The sequence below is a fragment of the Rhodococcus sp. DMF-1 genome (assembly GCF_021441945.1).
Classification (GTDB): domain Bacteria; phylum Actinomycetota; class Actinomycetes; order Mycobacteriales; family Mycobacteriaceae; genus Rhodococcus; species Rhodococcus ruber.
The window spans coordinates 3,395,115-3,414,404 of sequence record NZ_CP090442.1 but is presented as its reverse complement, the minus strand read 5'-3'; the positions used below and the strand labels follow the sequence as shown (position 1 = coordinate 3,414,404).

At 67.8% G+C, this 19,290-nt stretch carries 18 protein-coding genes; 15 read left to right on the top strand and 3 right to left on the bottom strand.

Features of this window, described 5'->3' with window-relative positions:
• Positions 1 to 53: 53 nt before the first annotated feature.
• Positions 54 to 1,739: an AMP-binding protein gene (locus LZP97_RS15460; RefSeq protein ID WP_099528043.1), complete on the top strand. Its 1,686-nt coding sequence runs from the start codon at positions 54 to 56 to the stop codon at positions 1,737 to 1,739.
• Between the two features lie 319 nt (positions 1,740 to 2,058).
• Here LZP97_RS15460 and LZP97_RS15455 read toward each other — a convergent pair whose 3' ends face one another.
• Both LZP97_RS15455 and LZP97_RS15450 read right to left on the bottom strand, forming a co-directional pair.
• Positions 2,059 to 2,475: a MaoC family dehydratase gene (locus LZP97_RS15455; protein ID WP_010593387.1), complete on the bottom strand. Its 417-nt coding sequence runs from the start codon at positions 2,473 to 2,475 to the stop codon at positions 2,059 to 2,061.
• On the bottom strand, positions 2,472 to 2,924 hold the full coding sequence (locus tag LZP97_RS15450; RefSeq protein WP_010593386.1) for an FAS1-like dehydratase domain-containing protein: 453 nt from the start codon (positions 2,922 to 2,924) through the stop codon (positions 2,472 to 2,474). Before LZP97_RS15450 ends, LZP97_RS15455 begins: the two co-directional genes overlap by 4 nt.
• Positions 2,925 to 2,989: 65 nt before the next feature.
• On the opposite strand from LZP97_RS15450, the gene LZP97_RS15445 reads away from it, so the two are divergent.
• A complete protein-coding gene (locus tag LZP97_RS15445; protein ID WP_010593385.1) occupies positions 2,990 to 4,165 on the top strand; it encodes an acyl-CoA dehydrogenase family protein in 1,176 nt (391 codons plus the stop codon).
• A 2-nt stretch (positions 4,166 to 4,167) separates the two neighbouring features.
• Complete coding sequence (locus LZP97_RS15440) at positions 4,168 to 6,126, top strand: AMP-binding protein (protein WP_099528042.1); 1,959 nt, start codon at positions 4,168 to 4,170, stop codon at positions 6,124 to 6,126.
• 92 nt (positions 6,127 to 6,218) lie between these two features.
• Here LZP97_RS15440 and LZP97_RS15435 read toward each other — a convergent pair whose 3' ends face one another.
• Positions 6,219 to 6,938, bottom strand: a complete 720-nt coding sequence (locus LZP97_RS15435) for a FadR/GntR family transcriptional regulator (RefSeq protein ID WP_006934213.1) — start codon at positions 6,936 to 6,938, stop codon at positions 6,219 to 6,221.
• 165 nt (positions 6,939 to 7,103) lie between these two features.
• Between LZP97_RS15435 and LZP97_RS15430 the strand changes: the two genes are divergently transcribed.
• From LZP97_RS15430 to LZP97_RS15375, 12 genes are all read left to right on the top strand, one after another.
• A complete protein-coding gene (locus tag LZP97_RS15430) occupies positions 7,104 to 8,195 on the top strand; it encodes an acyl-CoA dehydrogenase family protein (RefSeq protein WP_029539944.1) in 1,092 nt (363 codons plus the stop codon).
• A gap of 58 nt (positions 8,196 to 8,253) precedes the next feature.
• Positions 8,254 to 9,420 carry an acyl-CoA dehydrogenase family protein gene (locus tag LZP97_RS15425; RefSeq protein WP_010593382.1) on the top strand — a complete coding sequence of 389 codons (1,167 nt, stop codon included), beginning with the start codon at positions 8,254 to 8,256 and terminating at the stop codon, positions 9,418 to 9,420.
• Positions 9,420 to 10,169, top strand: coding sequence for an SDR family NAD(P)-dependent oxidoreductase (locus tag LZP97_RS15420; RefSeq protein WP_010593381.1), 750 nt, complete (start codon positions 9,420 to 9,422; stop codon positions 10,167 to 10,169). The genes LZP97_RS15425 and LZP97_RS15420 overlap by 1 nt, the downstream gene beginning before the upstream one ends.
• Positions 10,169 to 11,362, top strand: a complete 1,194-nt coding sequence (locus LZP97_RS15415) for a thiolase family protein (protein WP_010593380.1) — start codon at positions 10,169 to 10,171, stop codon at positions 11,360 to 11,362. The genes LZP97_RS15420 and LZP97_RS15415 overlap by 1 nt, the downstream gene beginning before the upstream one ends.
• A complete protein-coding gene (locus LZP97_RS15410) occupies positions 11,362 to 12,600 on the top strand; it encodes an acetyl-CoA hydrolase/transferase family protein (protein WP_099528041.1) in 1,239 nt (412 codons plus the stop codon). The genes LZP97_RS15415 and LZP97_RS15410 overlap by 1 nt, the downstream gene beginning before the upstream one ends.
• A 30-nt stretch (positions 12,601 to 12,630) precedes the next feature.
• Positions 12,631 to 13,554 carry a hydroxymethylglutaryl-CoA lyase gene (locus LZP97_RS15405; protein ID WP_234574746.1) on the top strand — a complete coding sequence of 308 codons (924 nt, stop codon included), beginning with the start codon at positions 12,631 to 12,633 and terminating at the stop codon, positions 13,552 to 13,554.
• Positions 13,555 to 13,609: 55 nt separating this feature from the next.
• The gene (locus LZP97_RS15400) at positions 13,610 to 14,368 is read left to right on the top strand and encodes an SDR family NAD(P)-dependent oxidoreductase (RefSeq protein WP_010593376.1); all 759 of its coding nucleotides are present in this window, start codon (positions 13,610 to 13,612) and stop codon (positions 14,366 to 14,368) included.
• Positions 14,369 to 14,479: 111 nt separating this feature from the next.
• A complete protein-coding gene (gene menB, locus LZP97_RS15395; protein WP_029539943.1) occupies positions 14,480 to 15,337 on the top strand; it encodes a 1,4-dihydroxy-2-naphthoyl-CoA synthase in 858 nt (285 codons plus the stop codon).
• Positions 15,338 to 15,401: 64 nt separating this feature from the next.
• Entirely contained in the window at positions 15,402 to 16,187 is a 786-nt protein-coding gene (locus LZP97_RS15390) for an enoyl-CoA hydratase-related protein (RefSeq protein WP_010593374.1), read from the top strand.
• Between the two features lie 5 nt (positions 16,188 to 16,192).
• Positions 16,193 to 17,143, top strand: coding sequence for an EamA family transporter (locus LZP97_RS15385; protein WP_010593373.1), 951 nt, complete (start codon positions 16,193 to 16,195; stop codon positions 17,141 to 17,143).
• Positions 17,144 to 17,227: 84 nt separating this feature from the next.
• A complete protein-coding gene (locus tag LZP97_RS15380) occupies positions 17,228 to 18,418 on the top strand; it encodes a CaiB/BaiF CoA transferase family protein (RefSeq protein ID WP_234575073.1) in 1,191 nt (396 codons plus the stop codon).
• Between the two features lie 60 nt (positions 18,419 to 18,478).
• Complete coding sequence (locus LZP97_RS15375) at positions 18,479 to 19,288, top strand: enoyl-CoA hydratase/isomerase family protein (RefSeq protein ID WP_010593371.1); 810 nt, start codon at positions 18,479 to 18,481, stop codon at positions 19,286 to 19,288.
• The last annotated feature ends 2 nt before the right edge of the window (positions 19,289 to 19,290 follow it).

Genomic DNA, 19,290 nt, shown 5'->3' with positions numbered 1-19,290 from the left:
CCATTCTAATCTTTACGTGAACGTGTGGCAGAGCAAGAAGGACGGAATCCTCCATGACGCGCGAACGAAACCTCGGCCGATACACCCCTCAGCAGGTAGAGGAGTTCTATGCCAGTGGCCAATGGGCCGACGAGAACCTCACCGAGCTTCTGCGGGCACGTGCCGAGAGCAGTCCCGACAAGATCTTCGTCACCGACGGCACGCAGGAGCTGACTTTCTCGCAGCTCTACGACAAGTCGCAGCGGCTGGCGCTCGGCCTCCACCGAACAGGGCTCCGGGCCGGCGACCGTGTCGCCGTTCAACTGCCCAACTGGGGGGAGTTCGTCGTCGTCGCAGCTGCGCTCGCTCGGCTCGGCGTGGTGACGGTGCCGATCATGCCGATCTACCGGGCGGATGAGGTGTCACACGTTGTCGCCGACGCCTCGATCCGGATGGCGATCGCGCCGGCACAGTTCAAGGGCTTCGACTATGTGTCGATGTTCGACGGTATCCGGCGGTCGTCGCAGACGCTGGAGACGATCATCGCGGTGCGCGCTTCGGACGGGAGCCGTCAGACACTTGCCGAGCGGGACATCGAGGTTCTCGAGAGCCTCGTCGTGGACGCGGACCTGGACGTCATCGACACGGAGCTCGACTTCCGTGCCCACCCCGACGATCCGTTCGTCATCGTGTACACGTCCGGAACCACGTCGCGTCCCAAGGGCTGCCTCCACACCTTCAACACCTACGCTTCGGGCGCACGTGCGCTGAAGACGGCCTTCGGGCACACCGAGGCGGATGTCCAATTCGGGCCGTCCCCGATCACGCACACCACAGGGCTCGTCACCAGTGTGCTCATCCCTCTGCTCAGCGGCGCGGCGACCCACATCATGGCGGAGTGGGACCCCGAGCGCGGGTTGGCCGAGATCAAGAAGTTCGGATGTACGGCCGCGGTCACGGCCACCACCTTCCTGCAGACGTTGTTGGCTGCGGCCGAAGAGGATCCGGACGCCGATCTCTCCTCCCTCCGGGTCTGGGTGTGCGCCGGCTCCCCGATCCCGGCGGCCGTGGTGGAGAAGGCGAAGTCCGACCTGCCCACCACCGCCATCCTGTCGCTGTACGGGAGGAGTGAGAACCTCACCACGACGACCTGCACCGTCGAGGACGACCCGAGCCGGGCGGTCACGTCCGACGGCGCCGCGCTGCCGGGGGCAGAGGTCAAGGTTGTGGGCGAGAACGGCCTCGAGGTGGCACGGGGGAGTGAGGGCGACATCGCCTATCGCGGGCCCTCGCATATGATCGAGTATCTGAACCGGCCCGAGGACACTGCGGAACTCTTTACTCCCGAAGGATTCTCGAGGTCCGGAGATCTCGGAGTCATGGATGCCGATGGGTTCGTCCGGGTTACCGGCAGAACCAAAGACATCGTGATCCGCGGCGGCATGAACATCAGTGTGCGTGAGGTCGAGGACAAGTTGGCAGAGCACCCCGATATCCTCGCTCTCGCCGTAGTGGGGATGCCCGACGAGCGGCTCGGGGAGAAGGTGTGCTGCTACGTGGTGCCCAAGGAGGAGCAGAATGCTCCCACCCTGGACCATCTCCGCAACTATCTGCTGGAGCGGGGAGTTGCGATTCAGAAGGCCCCTGAACGCGTCGAGGTGGTCGCCGAATTGCCCATGACCGCCACCGGGAAGATTCAGAAACACCTCCTCCGCAAGCGCATCGCGGCAGAGTTGGCTGCCGGTGCCCAACGCCCATGAAGGTTGAAAGGCAGGTGAACTCCTGGTAGCTCGTCGAGTGGCTTACGCCACGACCGACCAGGAGTTCACCTGCGCTCATCGCGCCATGCCCGTCCTGCCCCGACGCTGACACGGTGCCCGGACACGGGGGTGCGATGTACCCGTCGTCGCCGACCGACCCCCGGTGGCGGCAACTGCCGGTGGAATTCTCCGCCGGCGACGACGGTGTACGCGATCGTCGCCGGCTGCGTGCGGGCCGCGTCGCGGCTGCGGATCCACGACGTCGTGTGCGGGATCCGGGTCGCCGAATACGCGGCCTTGGAATCCGGTCAGCGAGCTGTCAGGCCTCGGCGACGACGACCGTCGCCGACCCGGTGACCACCGGCCCCTTCGCTCCGGAGACGACGAGATCGAGCTCGGCCCGCGCCTCCCCATCGGTCTCGGTGATCGCCGTGATCGTCCCACCGACGGTCAGGGTGTCGCCCAGGAAGACCGGCGCGACGAAGCGGACGCCGAAAGCCCGGACGTGCTCGACGCCGAAGATGTCGGAGAGCCAGCCGGCCAGGATCCCGGCCTGCATCTGGCCCATCGCGATGACGCCCGGAAAACCCGACGTCGCGACGAACTCCGGATCGTGGTGCAGGGGGTTGAAGTCGCCTCCGGCGCCGGCGAATCGCACGATGTCCGTCTGGGTGATCGGGCCGACGACACGCGTGTCGACGACCGCACCGATGCGGGCCTTCGTAGGTGCTCTCATCGTTGTTCTCCTCGTTCGATCAGCATTTCCTCCAGTCGCACCACCGGATCACCGTCGGCGTCGACGTATTCGGTCTCCAGCGTTACGACGCGCATCGATCCGCCGCGCTTGCCCTCGCGCCGCGCGTCGTCGACGACGCGCCGCGTGCCGACGACGTGGTCGCCTGCAATCAGGGGTCGAAGGTATGTCCACTTCACCGAGCCGACCACCACTCGTTCGAGCGCCAGGCCGAGCGTTTCGACAAACCTGCGCTGGTCGCGCTGGTGTCCGGCGACGACCGTGTGGGTCAAAGTCGCGGGGACATCGGCGAATCCGGCGGCGTGCGCGGCGGCCCGGTCCGTGTGGGCGGGATCGGTGGTGAACGTCGCACGGGCGAACTCACGAATCTTGCCGCGCTCGACGTCGTACTCGACTCGGTCCACCTCGCCGCAGTGGAGTGGTTCTGGCATCACGGTCCTCCTCTTTTGGACTGACCTATAGTATCATTTGGCCTAAATATGTGAGGAGGGGTTCTATGGAGCTCGCTGATTCCCCGGACGAAGCCCGGTTCCGCGCAGAAGTCCGAGAATGGGCCGAGAACGCAGTCACGACGTTGCCCTGGCCCGAACCGGTGGATCTGGTCGACAAGGTCCCGTTCTGGCGACAATGGCAGCGGTTGCTCTTCGACGCCGGCTACGGAGGAATGTCGTGGCCGAAGGAGTACGGCGGGCAGGCTGCCGACCCCATTCGCAAAGCCATCTTCACCGAGGAGATGGATCGCGTGGGCGCGCCGGAGCGACTGAACACGATCGGTGAGGACTTCGCCGGTCCCACCATCATCGACTTCGGCACACCGGCCCAGAAGGAACGGTTCCTCCGCCCGATCCTCACCGGAGACGAGATCTGGTGCCAGTTGTTCTCCGAACCGGAGGCCGGGTCCGACCTCGCGTCACTGCGCACCAAGGCCACGAAGGTCGACGGCGGATGGAAGATCAACGGGCAGAAGATCTGGACCAGCCGCGCTCACATCGCGGCTCATGCCATCCTGCTCGCGCGCACGGGCGGGGGGCCACGTCACAAGGGCATCACCTTCTTCCTCGTCCCCATGGACAGCGAGGGAATCACGGTTCGCCCGCTCGCTCATATGCTCGGTGAGGCCGAATTCAACGAGGTCTTTCTCGACGACGTGTTCATCCCCGACGATCTCGTCGTCGGCGACGTCGACGGCGGGTGGAAGGTGGCCATGGGCACGCTCGCCTACGAGCGAGTGGCGATCGCCACCGGCCGGGTCAACACCAAACGGGCCGTCGACGACATCGTCGGCGACATCGCAGAGATGACCGACGAGTCCGGCCGCCCGCTCGGTTCGGATCCGGTGATCCGGCAGAAGGTCGCGGACCTCTACGGCCGCGCGCTCGTGCACTATCTCATCGGCCAGCGCGTGATCACCTTGGCGGCGAACGACGGCCCACCCGGTCCGGTGACGTCGATCGGCAAGCTGTTCTTCTGCCCGCTCGTCGAAGAACTGGCGGATTTCCGTCTGTCCCTCGAGCCCGCCGGCGGCCAGTTCGCGCTCGACGACGAGCAGCAGCGAACGTCGCGCTGGCTCCGGCTGGCGTATCAGGCGCGCGGCACCGCCATCGCCGGTGGTTCCACCTTCATCCAGCGCAACATCGTCGCCGAGCGCATGCTCGAGATGCCGAGGAGCTGACAATGTCCGACTACACGTGGGTCCCCACTGCCGACTACGTCGACAACGCCAACGTCACGCGGCTCGCCCGCGCGCACGGCCTCGGCGGCCTGGACGAGTTGCGTGCCCGTTCCGTCGCCGACGTGCGGTGGTACTGGGATGCGGTGGTCCGTGATCTCGAGCTGCCGTTCCACGTGCCGTATCGCGAAGTTCTCGACACCTCGCGCGGCATCGAGCATCCCGACTGGTTCGTCGGCGGACGGACGAACGTCGTCGATGCGTGCCTGCGGCGCTGGGCCGCGGATCCGGTGGCCGCCGATCGGCTCGCCGTCGTGCACGAGGCGGAGGACGGCACTGTCCGCACGCTGACATATCGCGAGCTGGAGGCGGAGGTGGAGCGTGCGGCCGCGGGACTGCGGGAGCTGGGAGTGGGCCGGGGCGACGCTGTCGCCTTGTTCCTGCCGATGATTCCGGAGGCCGTCGTGTCGGTGTACGCGGTCGCCCGGCTCGGTGCGGTTCTCGTGCCGCTGTTCTCGGGGTTTGCGCCCAGCGCGATCGCGTCCCGCATTCAGGATGCGGATGCGAAAGTGGTGGTCGTTGCGGACGGCACCGTACGCCGGGGCAAGTCGGTCGCGATGAAGCCGGCCCTCGACGAGGCCCTGAGGACCTGCCCCACGGTGAAGTCGGTGGTCGTGGTCGACAACCTCGGTGCCGGAGCAGGATCGGGTGAGCACGAGATGTCCTGGACCGGACTGCGCGCGAGCCGTGATGCGGGTCCGATCGAGGCGATGGACGCCTCCGAGCCGTTCGCGCTGGCCTACACGTCCGGCACGACCGGCAAGCCCAAGGGCGCCGTTCACACCCACGCCGGGTTCCTGGTGAAGACGGCGAGCGAAGTGGCGTACTCGTTCGATCTGAAGCCGGGCGGAGTGTTCTGCTGGATCACCGACATGGGCTGGATCATGGGTCCGTTGTCGATCGTCGGCACGCATGCCAACGGGGGGACGCTGCTGCTGTACGAGGGCTCACCGGACGTACCGGACCGGGACCGGCTGTGGCAGCTGACCGAACGGCATCGAGTGACGATGCTCGGAGTCTCGCCGACGCTCATCCGGACGCTGCGCGGGCAGGGAAGCGATGTCGCCGCACGGTACGACCTGTCCTCGGTGCACACGATCGGCTCGACCGGGGAGCCGTGGGACCCGGACTCGTACGAGTGGCTCGCACGCGAGGTGTTCGGTGGCCGCGTCCCGATCATCAACTTCTCCGGCGGTACCGAGGTCGGCGGATCGTTCCTCGCACCGTATCCGGTGCAGCCGATCCGCAGCTGCTCGCTGGGCGGTCCGTCGCTGGGCATGGACGTCGACGTCGTCGACGATGCTGGCCGTCCGCTGCGCGGTGAACAGGGCGAGCTGGTGTGCCGGCAGCCGTGGCCGTCGATGACCCGCGGGGTCTGGAAGGACGAGGAGCGGTACCTCGAGGCGTACTGGTCGACGTTCCCCGGTATGTGGCGGCACGGAGACTATGCGCTTGTCGACAGCGACGGGCAGTGGTACATCCGGGGCCGGTCCGACGACGTCATGAACGTGGCCGGCAAGCGCCTGGCTCCGGCGGAAGTCGAGGCGGTCCTGACCGCGCACCCGGCCGTGTCGGAGGCCGCGGCGGTCGGTGTCCCGGACCCGAAGAAGGGGGAAACGGTCTGGGCGTTCTGGGTGCCCCGCCCGGAGGCGGACGGGACGGACATCTCGGGGGAGCTGGCCGCCAGTGTGGCCGCAGAGCTGGGTAAGCCGTTTGCGCCCAGCGTGGTTCATCGGGTGTCGCGTCTGCCGAAGACGCGGTCGGCGAAGATCTTGCGCCGCGCGGTGCGAGCGGCGGCGTTGGGCACCGATCCCGGTGACTTGTCCGGTGCCGAGAATCCGGAGGCGGTGGAGGAGATCCGCGCCGTGGTGACCGGCGCCGAGCCGGGCGCCGTACGAACGTAGGCAACACGATGGCCGCCCGTACCGAAGTGGTACGGGCGGCCATCGTTTCTGTCCGGTGAGGGGACGCCCGCGAGCCTGGGCAGGGGCGTCGCTCAGGACTCCTGGTCCAGTGGAATGTCGGTTCGCTCTTCGAACTCCCGGATCGACTCGGCGTACGAGTGGACGTGGCGGCTCATGCGACGGACCGCAGCATCGGGGTCGCGGTCTCGGATCGCTCTGGTGACCGAACGATGCGCCTTCACGGTGATCTCGCGGACCTTCTCGTCGATGAAACCCTCGTTCTCGGTGGCAGCGTAGATGGCACGGGACAGCGAGATCATCAGACCCGACAGCAGTTCGTTGTGGCTCGCGCTGGCCACGGCGATGTGCCAGTCGACGTTGGCCTGGAGGAACGCGTCGAGCTTGTCGCCGGCGGCCGCGATGTCCTCGTTCGCGGCGTCGAGCCGCGCGAGATCCTCGTCGGTCCGATGACGGGCGGCCAGTTGCGCGCAGAACGGTTCGATCGCCTCACGCGTTTCGAGCAGCGCACCCAGGCGGATCTGGCGTCCTCGGATGAGCAGCGCCACGGTGTCGGCCATCGACTGCTCGCCGGGTCGCTGGACGAAGGCACCCCCGGCGCGTCCCGCCTTGATTCGTACCAGGCCCTGTACCTCGAGGATGCGCAGAGCCTCGCGCACCGTGGTCCGGCTCATCTTCGTCTGGACGACGAGTTCGCGTTCCGGGGGAAGCGGGGTCCCTTCGGTGTATTCGCCGCTGAGGATGCGTTCGCGCAGCTCGTTGGCAAGAACATCCGACGCCTTGGGAACCTCCATCGGAGTCAGCTGGATGGAGGAACGTCCGGTCCGGGTCGTACTCGGTGCGGCTGGTGACATGACTCCCCGCCCTCTCTGGTCTAACGGTCAGACCTAATATACCATCGAATCGTCGCTGCATTCATCTTGCAGGGTATTCCCCGACTCATCGAGAGGACCAGTTCCATGCGTTGGGAGCTGTCAGAAGAGCAGGAAATGTTCACCGAAGCCCTCGGCGGCTGGCTCGAGCGATTCGCGGCACCCGCGAACGTGCGGAAGTGGGGCGAAGCGGGTGAACCTGCAGAGTTCGAGCGCAGGTTCGTGGACGAGGGGTGGTTCTCGGCCGGTCTGCCGGAGGACATGGGCGGACAGGGCGGCGGTCTGCTCGAGCTCGCGCTGACCGCCGAGGCGCTGGGCCGGTATGCCGCACCGGCGAGCGCGTGGACCGCCTCGGTGCTCGCGGCCCCTCTGTTGCCGCCTGATGTCGCCGACGCGGCACTCACCGGTGGCGAATTCGCTTCCCTGGCAGTCGATTCCAGTCGCCCCCTCGGGCTCCGCGATGCCGTGCGCGTCGACGAGCGAGGGGTGCTGACCGGTCGCGTGTCCGCCGTGCTCGGCGCCGAACGGGCCGCCCGGCTCGTCGTCCCCGCCGACGACGGCGACGGAACGGCCCTCTACCTCGTCCGGGTCGCAGACCCGGGCGTCACTGTCACGCCGCGGCGCTTCCTCGATCCGTCCCGGGGCGCGGCCGACCTCCGGTTCGAGAACGTCGTCGCGCAGCGCCTCGACGTCGACGCGCCGGCCGCGCTGACCGACGCGGGATTGCGCGCCGCCGTGCTCGTCTCCGCGGACGCGCTCGGCGCGATGGAGCGGATGCTGCACTTGGCAGTGGACTACAGCCGAACACGCCACCAGTTCGGTGTGCCGATCGGTTCCTTCCAGGCGATGAAGCACGCTGCCGCAACGATTCTCGTGTCCGTGGAGGCTGCTCGGTCCATCGCCTACTATGCCGCGGCCTCGGTGGACCTCGGGCTCGGGGAGCGCGCGATGCATGCGGCGATCGCGAAGGCGCAGGTGACCCGGAGCGCGGTCCAGGCCGCCGACAGTGCCCTCGTGATGCACGGCGCGATCGGCTACACGTGGGAGCACGACCTGCAGCTGTTCTACAAGCGCGCCAAGCTCGACGAGAAGCTGTTCGGTAGCCCGGAGGTGTGGAACGAGCGTCTCGCTCGGGATCTGCCTCTTCTGCCGGCGGCCGGCCGAGTCACCGTTGACTAAATGGTCTGTCCTTTAGTAACTTAATGCCAAACGGTAGCGACGACGACGGGACTGTGTTGTGGACTTCGATCTGACCGAGGATCAGGCAACGATCCGAGATGCGGTACGAGAACTCGCCGGCAAGTTCGACGAGCAGTACTGGGTGGAGAAGGATGCCGCCCACGAATTCCCCACGGAGTTCTACGACGCGTTCGCCAAGGGTGGCTGGCTGGGCATCACCACCCCCGAGGAGTACGGCGGACACGGCCTGGGCATCACCGAGGCCTCGATCCTGCTGCAGGAGGTCGCCGCGTCCGGCGCCGGTATGAACGGCGCCAGCTCGATGCACCTGTCGATCTTCGGCATGCACCCGGTGATCGTGCACGGCTCCGAGGAACTCAAGCAGCGCACCCTGCCGCGGATCGTCAACGGAGACCTGCACGTGTGCTTCGGGGTCACCGAGCCCGGCGCGGGCCTGGACACCACCAAGATCACCACCTTCGCGCGGCGCGACGGCGACAAGTACATCGTCAACGGACGCAAGGTGTGGATCTCGAAGGCGATGGAGTCGGAGAAGATTCTCCTGCTCACCCGCACCACCAAGTTCGAGGACGTGACGAAGAAGACCGACGGTCTCACGCTCTTCCTCACCGACCTGGACCGGACGAAGGTCGAGATCCGCCCTATCAAGAAGATGGGCCGCAACGCCGTCACCTCCAACGAGTTGTTCATCGACGGCCTCGAGATCCCCGTCGAGGATCGGGTCGGCGAGGAGGGCAAGGGCTTCAAGTACATCCTCGACGGGCTCAACCCGGAACGGATGCTCGTCGCTTCGGAGGCCCTCGGCATCGGCCGTGCCGCCCTGCACCGCGCCACCCAGTACGCCACCGACCGTGAGGTGTTCGGCCGCCCGATCGGCATGAACCAGGGCATCCAGTTCCCCCTCGCGGATTCCCTCGCCCACCTCGACGCCGCCGAGCTCGTCCTGCGCAAGGCGACCTGGCTCTACGACAACGGCCGCCCCTGTGCACGCGAGGCCAACATGGCCAAGTACCTGTGCGCCGACGCCGGCTTCCAGGCCGCCGACCGTGCCCTGCAGACCCACGGCGGCATGGGCTACTCGGAGGAATACCACGTCGCGCGCTACTTCCGTGAGGCGCGCCTGACCCGCATCGCACCGCTGAGCCAGGAAATGGTTCTCAACTACCTCGGCGAGCACGTGCTCGGCCTTCCCAGGAGCTACTGATGTTCGAACTCACCGGAAGATCCGCCCTCGTGACCGGCGCGGGCAGCGGCATCGGCGCCTCCGTGGCGCACGCCTACGCCGCCGCCGGCGCTGCCGTCCTCGTCACCGATGTCAACGAGGACGCGGCCGCCGCCGTCGCCGCGGAGATCATTGCCGCCGGCGGTACCGCCAAATCCGCCGTGCTCGACGTCCGCAACGCCGCGCAGGCCGCCGCGGCGGCGGAACAGGCCGCCGCACTCGGTGGCGGCGTCGTCCACATCCTGGTCAACAACGCCGGGGCCATCGCACCGGCGATGTTCCCGAATCTCGAGGAAGACGACTTCCGCCGCATCGTCGACATCCACCTCGTCGGCAGCTACGTGTGCAGCAAAGCCGTGCTGCCCTATCTGCCGAAGGACGGCACCGGGCGCATCATCAACGTCACCTCCGCCGCCGGCCTGCAGGGCACCATCGGCCAGGCCAACTACGGGGCGGCCAAGGCGGGCATCATCGGCCTGACCAAGTCGCTGGCCCGCGAGCTCGCCCGCAAACAGGTCACCGTCAATGCCATTGCGCCCCTTGCGGCCACGCCGATGACCGAGAACATCCGCAGCAACGACAAGCTCGCGGCCAAGACCCTCGAGCGTGTCGCGCTGAGGCGCTGGGCCGAGCCGAACGAGATCTCGGCCAGCTTCGTGTTCTTCGCCTCCGACGGCGCCTCGTACATCACGGGCCAGGTGTTGCCCGTCGACGGTGGAACGGTGATCTGATGACCAACGCAACCAACCCGTTCCAGCGCTCCGCGCGCGAGGTGATCATCGCCGAAGCGGCTCGTACCCCGATGGGCCGATCCCACGCCGAACGCGGGTGGTTCCGCGATACGCATCCGAACGAGATGCTCGGCGCGGTCTACACGGATCTGATCCGCCGCAGTGGTCTGGCCCCGGCGGCAGTGGAGGACCTCGTCGTTGGTTGCACCGCGCCCTTCGGTGAGCAGTCCCGCAACATCGGCCGCAACGCATGGTTGCAGGCCGGATACCCGCCCGAGGTGCCGGCCGTCGTCCTCGACCGCCGTTGCGGCTCCGCGCAGACCGCGGTCGAGATGGGTGCCGCCCTCGTCGGGTCCGGCACGCACGACCTCGTCATCGCCGGCGGCGTCGAGCACATGGGCCACGTGCCGATCAACTCCCCGGCCAAGATCTCCGAGCTCTACGGCGATCCGTGGCCGGCCGAGCTGCGGGAGAAGTACGACTTCGTGCACCAGGGCGAGAGCGCCGAGCTCATCGCCGACCGGTGGGGCATCACCCGGCAGGAGATGGACGAATTCGCCGTCCGATCCCATCGTCTGGCGACCGAGGCCATCGAGGCCGGGCGGTTCGACGAAGAGATGATCCCCCTCGAGCTCGACGGCGAGGTCCGCAGGACCGATCAGACCGTCCGGCCCGGCACGAGCCTGGACACCCTGGCCGGTTTGAGGACCGCGTTCCGGGAGAACGGCCGGATCACCGCCGGCAGTTCGTCGCCGATCTCGGACGGCGCGGCCGGTGTCCTGCTCGCGTCCCGGGACGCGGTCGATACCCACGGCCTGCGCGCCCGCGCCCGGATCCTCGACCAGACCACGGTCGGAGTCGACCCGATCATCATGCTCACCGGTCCGATTCCGGCAACGCAGAAGCTGCTCGACCGCAACGGGATGACGATCGACGACATCGACCTCTTCGAGATCAACGAGGCGTTCGGTTCCGTGGTCCTGGCCTGGGAGCGCGAGCTCAAGCCCGACCTGGACCGGGTCAACGTCAACGGCGGCGCGATCGCGCTCGGGCACCCGGTCGGTGCCACCGGCGCCCGTCTCATCGCGACGATCGTCGCCGAACTCGAACGTCGCGACGCCGAAATCGGGCTGGTCACCATGTGCTGCGGTGGCGGACTCGGAACCGCCACCCTGATTCAACGGATCGACTGATGATCGACCTCACGCCCCACGTCCGGGCCGGCGACGGAATCTGGTGGAGCCAGACGAGCGCGGAACCCACCCCGCTCGTCCACGCCCTGCTCGACCAGCTCCCGTCGATCGGCGCGGTCCGGGCGTTCGTGGGACTGACCTGGGACCGCCGACTCACCGAGCAGACCCCGGACGAATTGTCCGTCGTCTCCTACGGTGGGCTGGGTGAACTGCGCCGGCTCAGCCAACGGGACCGGCTCGAGGTCGTGCCCTGCCACTACGCGGCGTTGCCCCGGCTGTTCGCCGAGCACCGCCTGCCGTGCGACGTCGGGTTCGTGCAGGTCGCTCCTCCCGACGCCGACGGCAACTGCTCGCTCGGCGTCGGCGTCGACTACGTCGCCGACGCACTCGAGCACACCCCCGTCCTGATCGCTGAGATCAATCAGCGCATGCCGAGAACCCACGGTGCACCCGCGATCCCGCTGTCGCGGTTCGCGGCGGTCGTCGAGACCGACCGGCCGCTGCTCGAAGCGCCCGACCGTGAGCCCGCCGCCGTCGAGACGGCGATCGCCCGGCACGTCGCCGGCCTCGTCGAGGACGGTGACACCATCCAGGTCGGCGTGGGCACGCTGCCCTCGGCGGTGCTGGCGGCCCTGGAAGGACATCGGGACCTCGGTCTGCACTCCGGCATGATCTCCGATGCGGTGCTGCGGCTGATCGACAAGGGCGTGCTGACCGGTGCGCGCAAACAGATCGACGTCGGACGCCACGTCACCGGGGCGGCGCTGGGCACGGCCACCCTGTACGAGCGTCTGCCGCATCTGCCGGTGGAATTCCGTCCCGCCAGCTATACCCATGCGCCGCAGGTGCTCTCGCAGTTGACCGCGCTCGTGTCGATCAACTCCGCCATCGAGGTCGACCTCACCGGGCAGGTGGGGGCGGAGCAGGCCGGAGCCGCCTACGTCGGCGCGGTCGGCGGCCAGGTGGACTTTTCCCGGGCCGCGGCCCTGACCGGTGGCCGCTCGATCATCGCGCTGCGGTCCACCGCGCGCGGCCGCTCGTCGATCAAGCCGGCCCTCGAGTTCGGCTCCGTCACCACGGCGCGCGCCGACGTGGACTACGTCGTCACCGAGCACGGCGTCGCCGAACTGCGGGGCTGTTCGCTCGTGGAACGGGCCCGACGAATGATTGCGGTCGCAGCCCCGGAACATCGTGAGCACCTGGACATCGCACTGACCGAGCACGACCTTGCTTCGTAGCGGAGCGAGCGGAAACGAGGAGTGAACGCCATGACGCGTCCCCAATGGGTACAGATCCGAGAAGTCGGTCCGCGCGACGGCTTCCAGAACGAGCCGGAGACCATCCCGACCGACGACAAGGTGCGGCTGATCAACGCCCTGGGTCGTGCCGGCCTGAAGCGGATCGAGGTCGCCAGTTTCGTGCGGCCCGACGTCATTCCGCAACTGTCGGACGGGGTGGAGGTGCTCAGCCGCATCGACGTGCCCGACGACGGGAGGCTGATGGTCCTCGTGCCGAACAGCAAGGGCCTGGACAACGCGCTGAAGGTTCGCGACACCTTCCACGAGGTCGCGATCTTCGTCAGCGCGTCCGAAACCCACAACAAGAAGAACGTCAACCGCACCGTCGACGAAACCATGGCGGACAACGACATCATGGCTCGCCGGATCGTCGCCGAGGGCCTGCACTGCGCCGCGGTCATCGCGACGTCGTTCGGATGCCCCTTCGAGGGCAAGGTGGAGTTGAAGCGGGTGTTGGACCTGGCGGAGCGATTCGCCGAATCCGGAGCCACGGAGATCGGCTTCGGTGACACTACCGGCATGTGCAATCCGGCCTATGCCTCGGAGTTCTTCGCCGCGGCCATCGAACGTCTGCCCGGCGTCGAGGTCACCGCGCACTTCCACAACACCCGCGGCCAGGGCCTCGCGAACGCGTTCGCCGCGCTCGAGGCGGGATGCGCGAGCTTCGAGTCGAGCTTCGGTGAACTGGGCGGCTGCCCCGTCCCGGTGGGGTCGACCGGCAACATCGCCACCGAGGACCTGGTGAGCATGTTCCACGAAATGGGTGTGGACACCGGCCTCGACCTCGACCTGGTCATCGACGCCGCTCGCGAGGCTCAGCAGGTGCTGGGCCGCAAGCTCACCAGCCACTCGATCGTGGCCGGCCCGATCCAGTGGGCCGCGGGCGTGCGCTGACGCCCTCGTCCCCGGTACGACTTCGACATCAGAACCGACAACACGGAGTGAAATCATGAGCAATCGAGTCGCATTCGTCACGGGCGGCGCGCAGGGCATCGGCAAGGGAATCTCCGATGCGCTGGGTGCCGCGGGCTTCCGCGTCGCGGTCGCCGACCTCAACCTCGAGGCCGCGGAGGAGACCGCGGCCGCCATCCGCGAGGCCGGAGGCCAGGCAATGGCCGTTCCGGTCGACGTGACGGACACCGAGTCCGTGCAGGCGGCGGTCAAGCAGGTCGCCGAGCAGTTCGGCCCCGTCGAGATCGTCGTCAACAACGCCGGGTGGGACGACTTCATGCCGTTCGTGAAGACCGACGAGGCGTTCTGGGACCGGATTCTCGAGATCAACTTCAAGGGCCAGCTGCGAGTCGTCCAGGCGACCCTGCCGGGCATGGTCGAGCAGGGCTGGGGGCGCGTCATCAACATCGGTTCGGACGCCGGACGCGTCGGCTCGTCGCTCGAAGCGGTGTACTCGGGTGCCAAGGGCGGCATCATCGCGTTCACCAAGACCCTCGCGCGGGAGGTCGCCACGAAGGGCGTCACCGCCAACACGGTGTGCCCCGGTCCGACGGACACCCCGGCCCTGCGCAAGTTCGCCGACAACTCCGGCCAGGAAGCCGACAAGGTGATCGCCGGCATGACCCGCGCGGTGCCGATGAAGCGGCTCGGCAAGGCCACCGACATCGGCGCCGCCGTGGCGTTCTTCGCCTCCGACGAGGCGGAGTTCGTCACCGGCCAGACCTTGTCCGTCAGTGGTGGTCTGACGATGGCCTGACGGTCATCGGTCGGTTCTCACCCCGACAGCGCGGTCCGGAGCCTATCCGGCCGCGCTGTCGTGCGTCGCGGTCCGTTAACGATCGTTTGCAGGAGAGCTTATGATCGGTATATGACGAATAATTGCGATACAACGGATTTCGTGGAATGGACCTCGCTCGGCGAGTACGCGGACATTCGGTACGAGCACAGCGGCGACGGGATCGCAAAGATCACGATCTGCCGTCCGGAGGTGCGCAACGCGTTCCGGCCGCAGACGTTGATGGAGATCTCCGACGCGTTGGTCGATGCCCGGGAGGACTCCTCGATCGGTGTCATCGTGCTGACCGGGGAGGGGCCCGATGCATTCTGCTCGGGCGGGGATCAGCGGGTGCGTGGCGACACCGGCTACCTCACCGAGCCGGGCAAGGCCGGCGGCGTGGGGCGCTTCCACGTCACCGACCTGCAGATCCAGATCCGCCGACTGCCGAAGCCGGTGGTGGCCATGGTGGCCGGGTATGCGATTGGTGGCGGGCACATCCTGCATCTGGTGTGCGATCTGACGATCGCAGCGGACAACGCCCGCTTCGGCCAGGTGGGTCCCAAGGTCGGTTCCTTCGACGGCGGGTACGGCGCGGGTCTGCTCGCGGAGTTGGTCGGGGTGAAGAAGGCCAAGGAGATCTGGTTCCTGTGCCGCCAGTACGACGCGCAGCAGGCCCGGGAGATGGGGCTGGTCAACACCGTAGTCCCGTTGGCCGATCTCGAGCGCGAAACCGTCCAGTGGTGCCGCGAGATGCTCGAGCTCTCCCCCTTCGCGCTGCGCCTGATGAAGGCCAGCTTCAATGCGGCGGAGGACGGCATGGCCGGCATCCAGCAGCTCGCCCACGATGCGAATCTGCTGTTCTACTCCACGGAAGAGGCGAAGGAAGGGCGGGAGGCGTACAAGGCGAAGCGCCGGCCTGAGTTCGAGAAGTTCCCGCGTCGGCCCTGACCTTCCATTTCGGTCCAACAATTAGTATGGTTGGGTCATTGTTGGACCGAACAGGATGGTGTGCATGTCGGAAACCGCTACGCCCGCAGTCGCATGGAGTGACGTCGACGCCGGTGTCATGACGATCACGCTCCAGCGCCGGCCCGCGAACGCCCTGGGCCTGCCGATCATCGACGGCCTGAACGCGGCGCTGGACGCCGCCGATGCCGACGGTTCGGTGAAAGTGATCGTCGTCCGATCGGACATCCCCAGCTTCTTCGCTGCAGGGGCGGACATCAAGCACATGTCGTCAGTGGACGCGGAGTCGTTCACCGCCTACGGCGATCGGCTCCGCGGGGCGCTAGACCGGCTCGCGTCCGCCGACCGGATCACGATCGCCGCGGTGGACGGCCTCGCGCTCGGGGGCGGCCTCGAACTCGCAATGGCCTGCACCCTGCGGGTCGGCGGTGCGGACGCGAAGTTCGGGCTTCCCGAGGTCAAACTCGGCCTCATCCCTGGCGCCGGCGGTACCCAACGTCTCCCACGCCTCGTGGGCCGGGGCCGAGCGCTCGACATCATGCTGACCGCCCGCCAGATCTCCGCCGACGAGGCACACGCGATCGGGCTGATCGACCGGCTCGTCGACGCCGGCGGCGCGACGGACGCGGCGCTCGCCCTCGCGGCCGAGCTGTGCACGATGTCGCTGCCCGCGCAGCGCGCCGTCATCCGGACCGTCGACGCGTCCTTCGACACGCCGCTCGACGAGGGCTTCCGCTTCGAGGTCGCCCAGGAACAGGACCTGTTCGAGAGCGGGGAGGCGAAGGAGGGCATCACCGCGTTCCTCGAGAAGCGCACCCCGCGCTTCGCCTGAGCGCCGTGCCGTCCGGGTCCGCCGGGCGCGGAGCGATCGCACTCGCACTGTCGCTGGTCTACCTGATCTGGGGGTCGATCTACCTCGCGATCCGCCTGGTGATCGAGGAGGTGCCGCCCCTCGGCTCGATGGGTGCGCGCTTCCTTCTCGCCGCCCTGCTGATGGCCGTGTTCCTCGCCGTCCGTGGCGGCTGGAGGCGGCTGCTCGTCACCCGGCGTGAGGCCGGCGGGGCCGCGTTCCTCGGGGTCCTGCTGCTCGCGTGTGGAAACGGCTTGACGTCGGTGGGCCAGTTGCACGGTGTGCCCTCCGGAGTGACGGCGCTTCTCGTCGCGATGGTGCCCGTGTGGATCTGCCTCTACCGTTCCGTGTCCGGCGACCGCCCGCGAGCTCTCGAACTGGCCGGCGTCGGGGTGGGCCTCGTCGGCCTGGCCGTGCTGGTGCTGCCGACCGGAAGTGAGCGTTCGAGCCTTCCGCTGGTCGGTGTGGCGGTCATCGTGCTGTCGAGTCTGTCGTGGTCGTTCGGCTCCTGGATCAAGCCGAGGCTCTGGTTGCCGCAGGACGTGTACGTGGGCGCGACGTATCAACTCCTGGCGGCCGGTGCGGCGATGATGCTGGCGTCGGTGGTTACCCGCGAGCGCTTCGGAGGTGAGATCGGACTGCGGGCCTGGGGCGCGTTCGGCTACCTCGTGGTCTTCGGCTCGGTCGTCGGATTCACCGCGTACGCGTGGCTGCTGCACCATGCACCGCTTCCGCTGGTGGCCACCCACACGTACGTGAACCCCGTGGTGGCCGTCGCCCTCGGATCCGTCGTCCTGTCCGAGCCGGTCACTCCTGCGCTGGTCGTCGGTGGCGTCGTGGTCCTGGTGTCCGTCGTGTTGGTGGTGAGTGCGCAGGCTCGGTCCCGGCGTGGGCGCGCTGCCGACCGCTCGGGGGAGACGAGCATGGTCCGCGACTGAGCTGGAGCATTCCGGGTGTTCTGGGAAGCTTCCCTGAACAACGCGAAGGTATTATTATCGGACCAAATTCGGGAAGGTGCAGCAATGACGCAGAACGGCACGAAACGCTCGTTCACGGGTCCGCTGTCGGGTCTGAAGGTGGTCGAAATCGGTTCGATCGGCCCGGGGCCGTTCTGCGCCATGCTGCTGGCCGATCTCGGTGCGGACGTGGTGCGGGTCGACCGCGCCACCGGCGCAGGGTTGGTCAGGCCGAATGCAGAGTTCCGCACCGAACTGCTGCACCGGGGACGTCGTTCGCTTGCCGTCGATCTCAAGCACCCGGACGGAGCGGAGGTGGTGCTGTCGCTCGTAGCGGACGCCGACGTGCTGATCGAGGGCTTCCGCCCCGGCGTCACCGAGCGGCTCGGGATCGGACCGGACGACTGTGCCCAGCGCAATCCGCGGCTGATCTACGGTCGCATGACGGGCTTCGGGCAGGACGGCCCTCTCGCGCAGCACGTCGGTCACGACATCAACTACGTGGCACTCAGTGGTGTCCTGTCGCTGATCGGACGCCACGGTCACCCGCCCACCCCGCCGCTCAGCCTGATCGGTGACTTCGGCGGTGGCGGAATGCTTCTCGCCATGGGAGTGCTGTCTGCACTCTACGAGAGGCAACGTTCGGGCACCGGGCAGGTGATCGACGCCTCGATGGTGGAAGGAGCCGCCCTCCTTGCGACGCCGTTCTTCGGCTTCACACAGAGCGGGTCGTGGAACCGTGAACGCGGCACGAACCTCGTCGACAGCGGCGCACCCTTCTACGACGCCTACGAGACCGCCGACGGCAAATGGCTCTCGGTCGGCGCGCTCGAACCGCACTTCTACGCCGACCTCGTAGCCCTGCTGGGCCTGCCCGACGATCTGCCGGATCAGAACGACCGCGCGCAATGGCCGCAGATGAAGAAGGTCTTCGCCGACGCCGTACGGGGCCGCGCCCTCGCGGAGTGGCTCGACGCGGCCGAAGGACACACGCCGTGCATCGCGCCCGTCCTCGACGTCGACGAGGCACCGTCGCATCCCCACCATGTCGCCCGCGGGACCTTCGTCGAGGTCGACGGACTCGTCCAACCGGCCCCCGCGCCCCGATTCAGCCGGACGGCGGCGGCAGTGGACCGCCGTCCGCCGACTCCGGGGGAGCACACCACCGAGATCCTGACCGACTGGGGAATCGACCCCGACCGCACCGACCAATGGCTGCGCTCGGGCGCGGTACGACACGCCCCCGCCGAAGCCTGACCGATCACACGAACTCACGGCGCCCACCTGGAACCGCCGGACCGAAGAAGGAGTGAACCCGTGACCGAGCCCACGACATGGGAAACGTTCACGCTCGAGCGACCCGAACCCGGGATCGCCGTCGTGACGCTGAACCGTCCCGAACGAATGAACTCGATGACGAACACGATGTTCGTCGAACTCGAGAAAGTGGCGTTGCACCTCGACCACGAGGACGACCTGCGGGTCGTGATCCTCACCGGAGCCGGCAAGGCATTCTGCGGCGGGTTCGATCTCGACGACGCCGAAGGGCTGTCGTCGTTGACGCCGATGGGGATGCTCGATCAGCAGGAGCTGGCGGCGCGGGCGCTCTCGGCGATCCGCAACATCCGCGTTCCGGTGATCGCGGCGGTCAACGGCGCGGCGGCCGGTGGAGGACTGTCCCTGTCCCTGGCTGCCGACATCCGGATCGGCTCGCCGGCCGCGCGGTTCAACGCGGCGTTCGTGCGAATCGGCCTCTCGGCTGGGGACCTGGGCGCCTCCTGGCACCTCACCCGGCTGATCGGCCCGGCGCGGGCCGCGGAGTTCGCCTACACGGGCCGATTCATCGAGGCCGTCGAGGCGGAGTCGCTCGGGCTGCTGAACGCGGTGGTTCCCGCCGAGTCGCTGCTCGACGAGGCGCTCGTGATGGCGCGCCTCATCTGCGCGAACTCGCCTGCCGGCGTGCAGCTATCGAAACGCGCACTGCACGCGAACATGGAGGTGTCGTCCTACGCCGCGGCGCTCGAACTGGAGAACCGTGGCCAGGCGCTGCTCACCCGTGGTGAGGACATGCCCGAAGCGCTGGCCGCGTTCAAGGACAAGCGCAGCCCGAAGTTCACGGGCCGGTGATC

Bases quoted from the DNA above. Each gene is read 5' to 3' on its own strand.
- menB (WP_029539943.1), top strand. From the start codon at position 14,480: ATGACGAATAATTGCGATACAACGGATTTCGTGGAATGGACCTCGCTC.
- LZP97_RS15390 (WP_010593374.1), top strand. From the start codon at position 15,402: ATGTCGGAAACCGCTACGCCCGCAGTCGCATGGAGTGACGTCGACGCC.
- LZP97_RS15445 (WP_010593385.1), top strand. From the start codon at position 2,990: ATGGAGCTCGCTGATTCCCCGGACGAAGCCCGGTTCCGCGCAGAAGTC.
- LZP97_RS15430 (WP_029539944.1), top strand. From the start codon at position 7,104: ATGCGTTGGGAGCTGTCAGAAGAGCAGGAAATGTTCACCGAAGCCCTC.
- LZP97_RS15420 (WP_010593381.1), top strand. From the start codon at position 9,420: ATGTTCGAACTCACCGGAAGATCCGCCCTCGTGACCGGCGCGGGCAGC.
- LZP97_RS15440 (WP_099528042.1), top strand. From the start codon at position 4,168: ATGTCCGACTACACGTGGGTCCCCACTGCCGACTACGTCGACAACGCC.
- LZP97_RS15400 (WP_010593376.1), top strand. From the start codon at position 13,610: ATGAGCAATCGAGTCGCATTCGTCACGGGCGGCGCGCAGGGCATCGGC.
- LZP97_RS15450 (WP_010593386.1), bottom strand. From the start codon at position 2,924: ATGCCAGAACCACTCCACTGCGGCGAGGTGGACCGAGTCGAGTACGAC.
- LZP97_RS15405 (WP_234574746.1), top strand. From the start codon at position 12,631: ATGACGCGTCCCCAATGGGTACAGATCCGAGAAGTCGGTCCGCGCGAC.
- LZP97_RS15410 (WP_099528041.1), top strand. From the start codon at position 11,362: ATGATCGACCTCACGCCCCACGTCCGGGCCGGCGACGGAATCTGGTGG.
- LZP97_RS15415 (WP_010593380.1), top strand. From the start codon at position 10,169: ATGACCAACGCAACCAACCCGTTCCAGCGCTCCGCGCGCGAGGTGATC.
- LZP97_RS15455 (WP_010593387.1), bottom strand. From the start codon at position 2,475: ATGAGAGCACCTACGAAGGCCCGCATCGGTGCGGTCGTCGACACGCGT.
- LZP97_RS15460 (WP_099528043.1), top strand. From the start codon at position 54: ATGACGCGCGAACGAAACCTCGGCCGATACACCCCTCAGCAGGTAGAG.
- LZP97_RS15435 (WP_006934213.1), bottom strand. From the start codon at position 6,938: ATGGAGGTTCCCAAGGCGTCGGATGTTCTTGCCAACGAGCTGCGCGAA.
- LZP97_RS15380 (WP_234575073.1), top strand. From the start codon at position 17,228: ATGACGCAGAACGGCACGAAACGCTCGTTCACGGGTCCGCTGTCGGGT.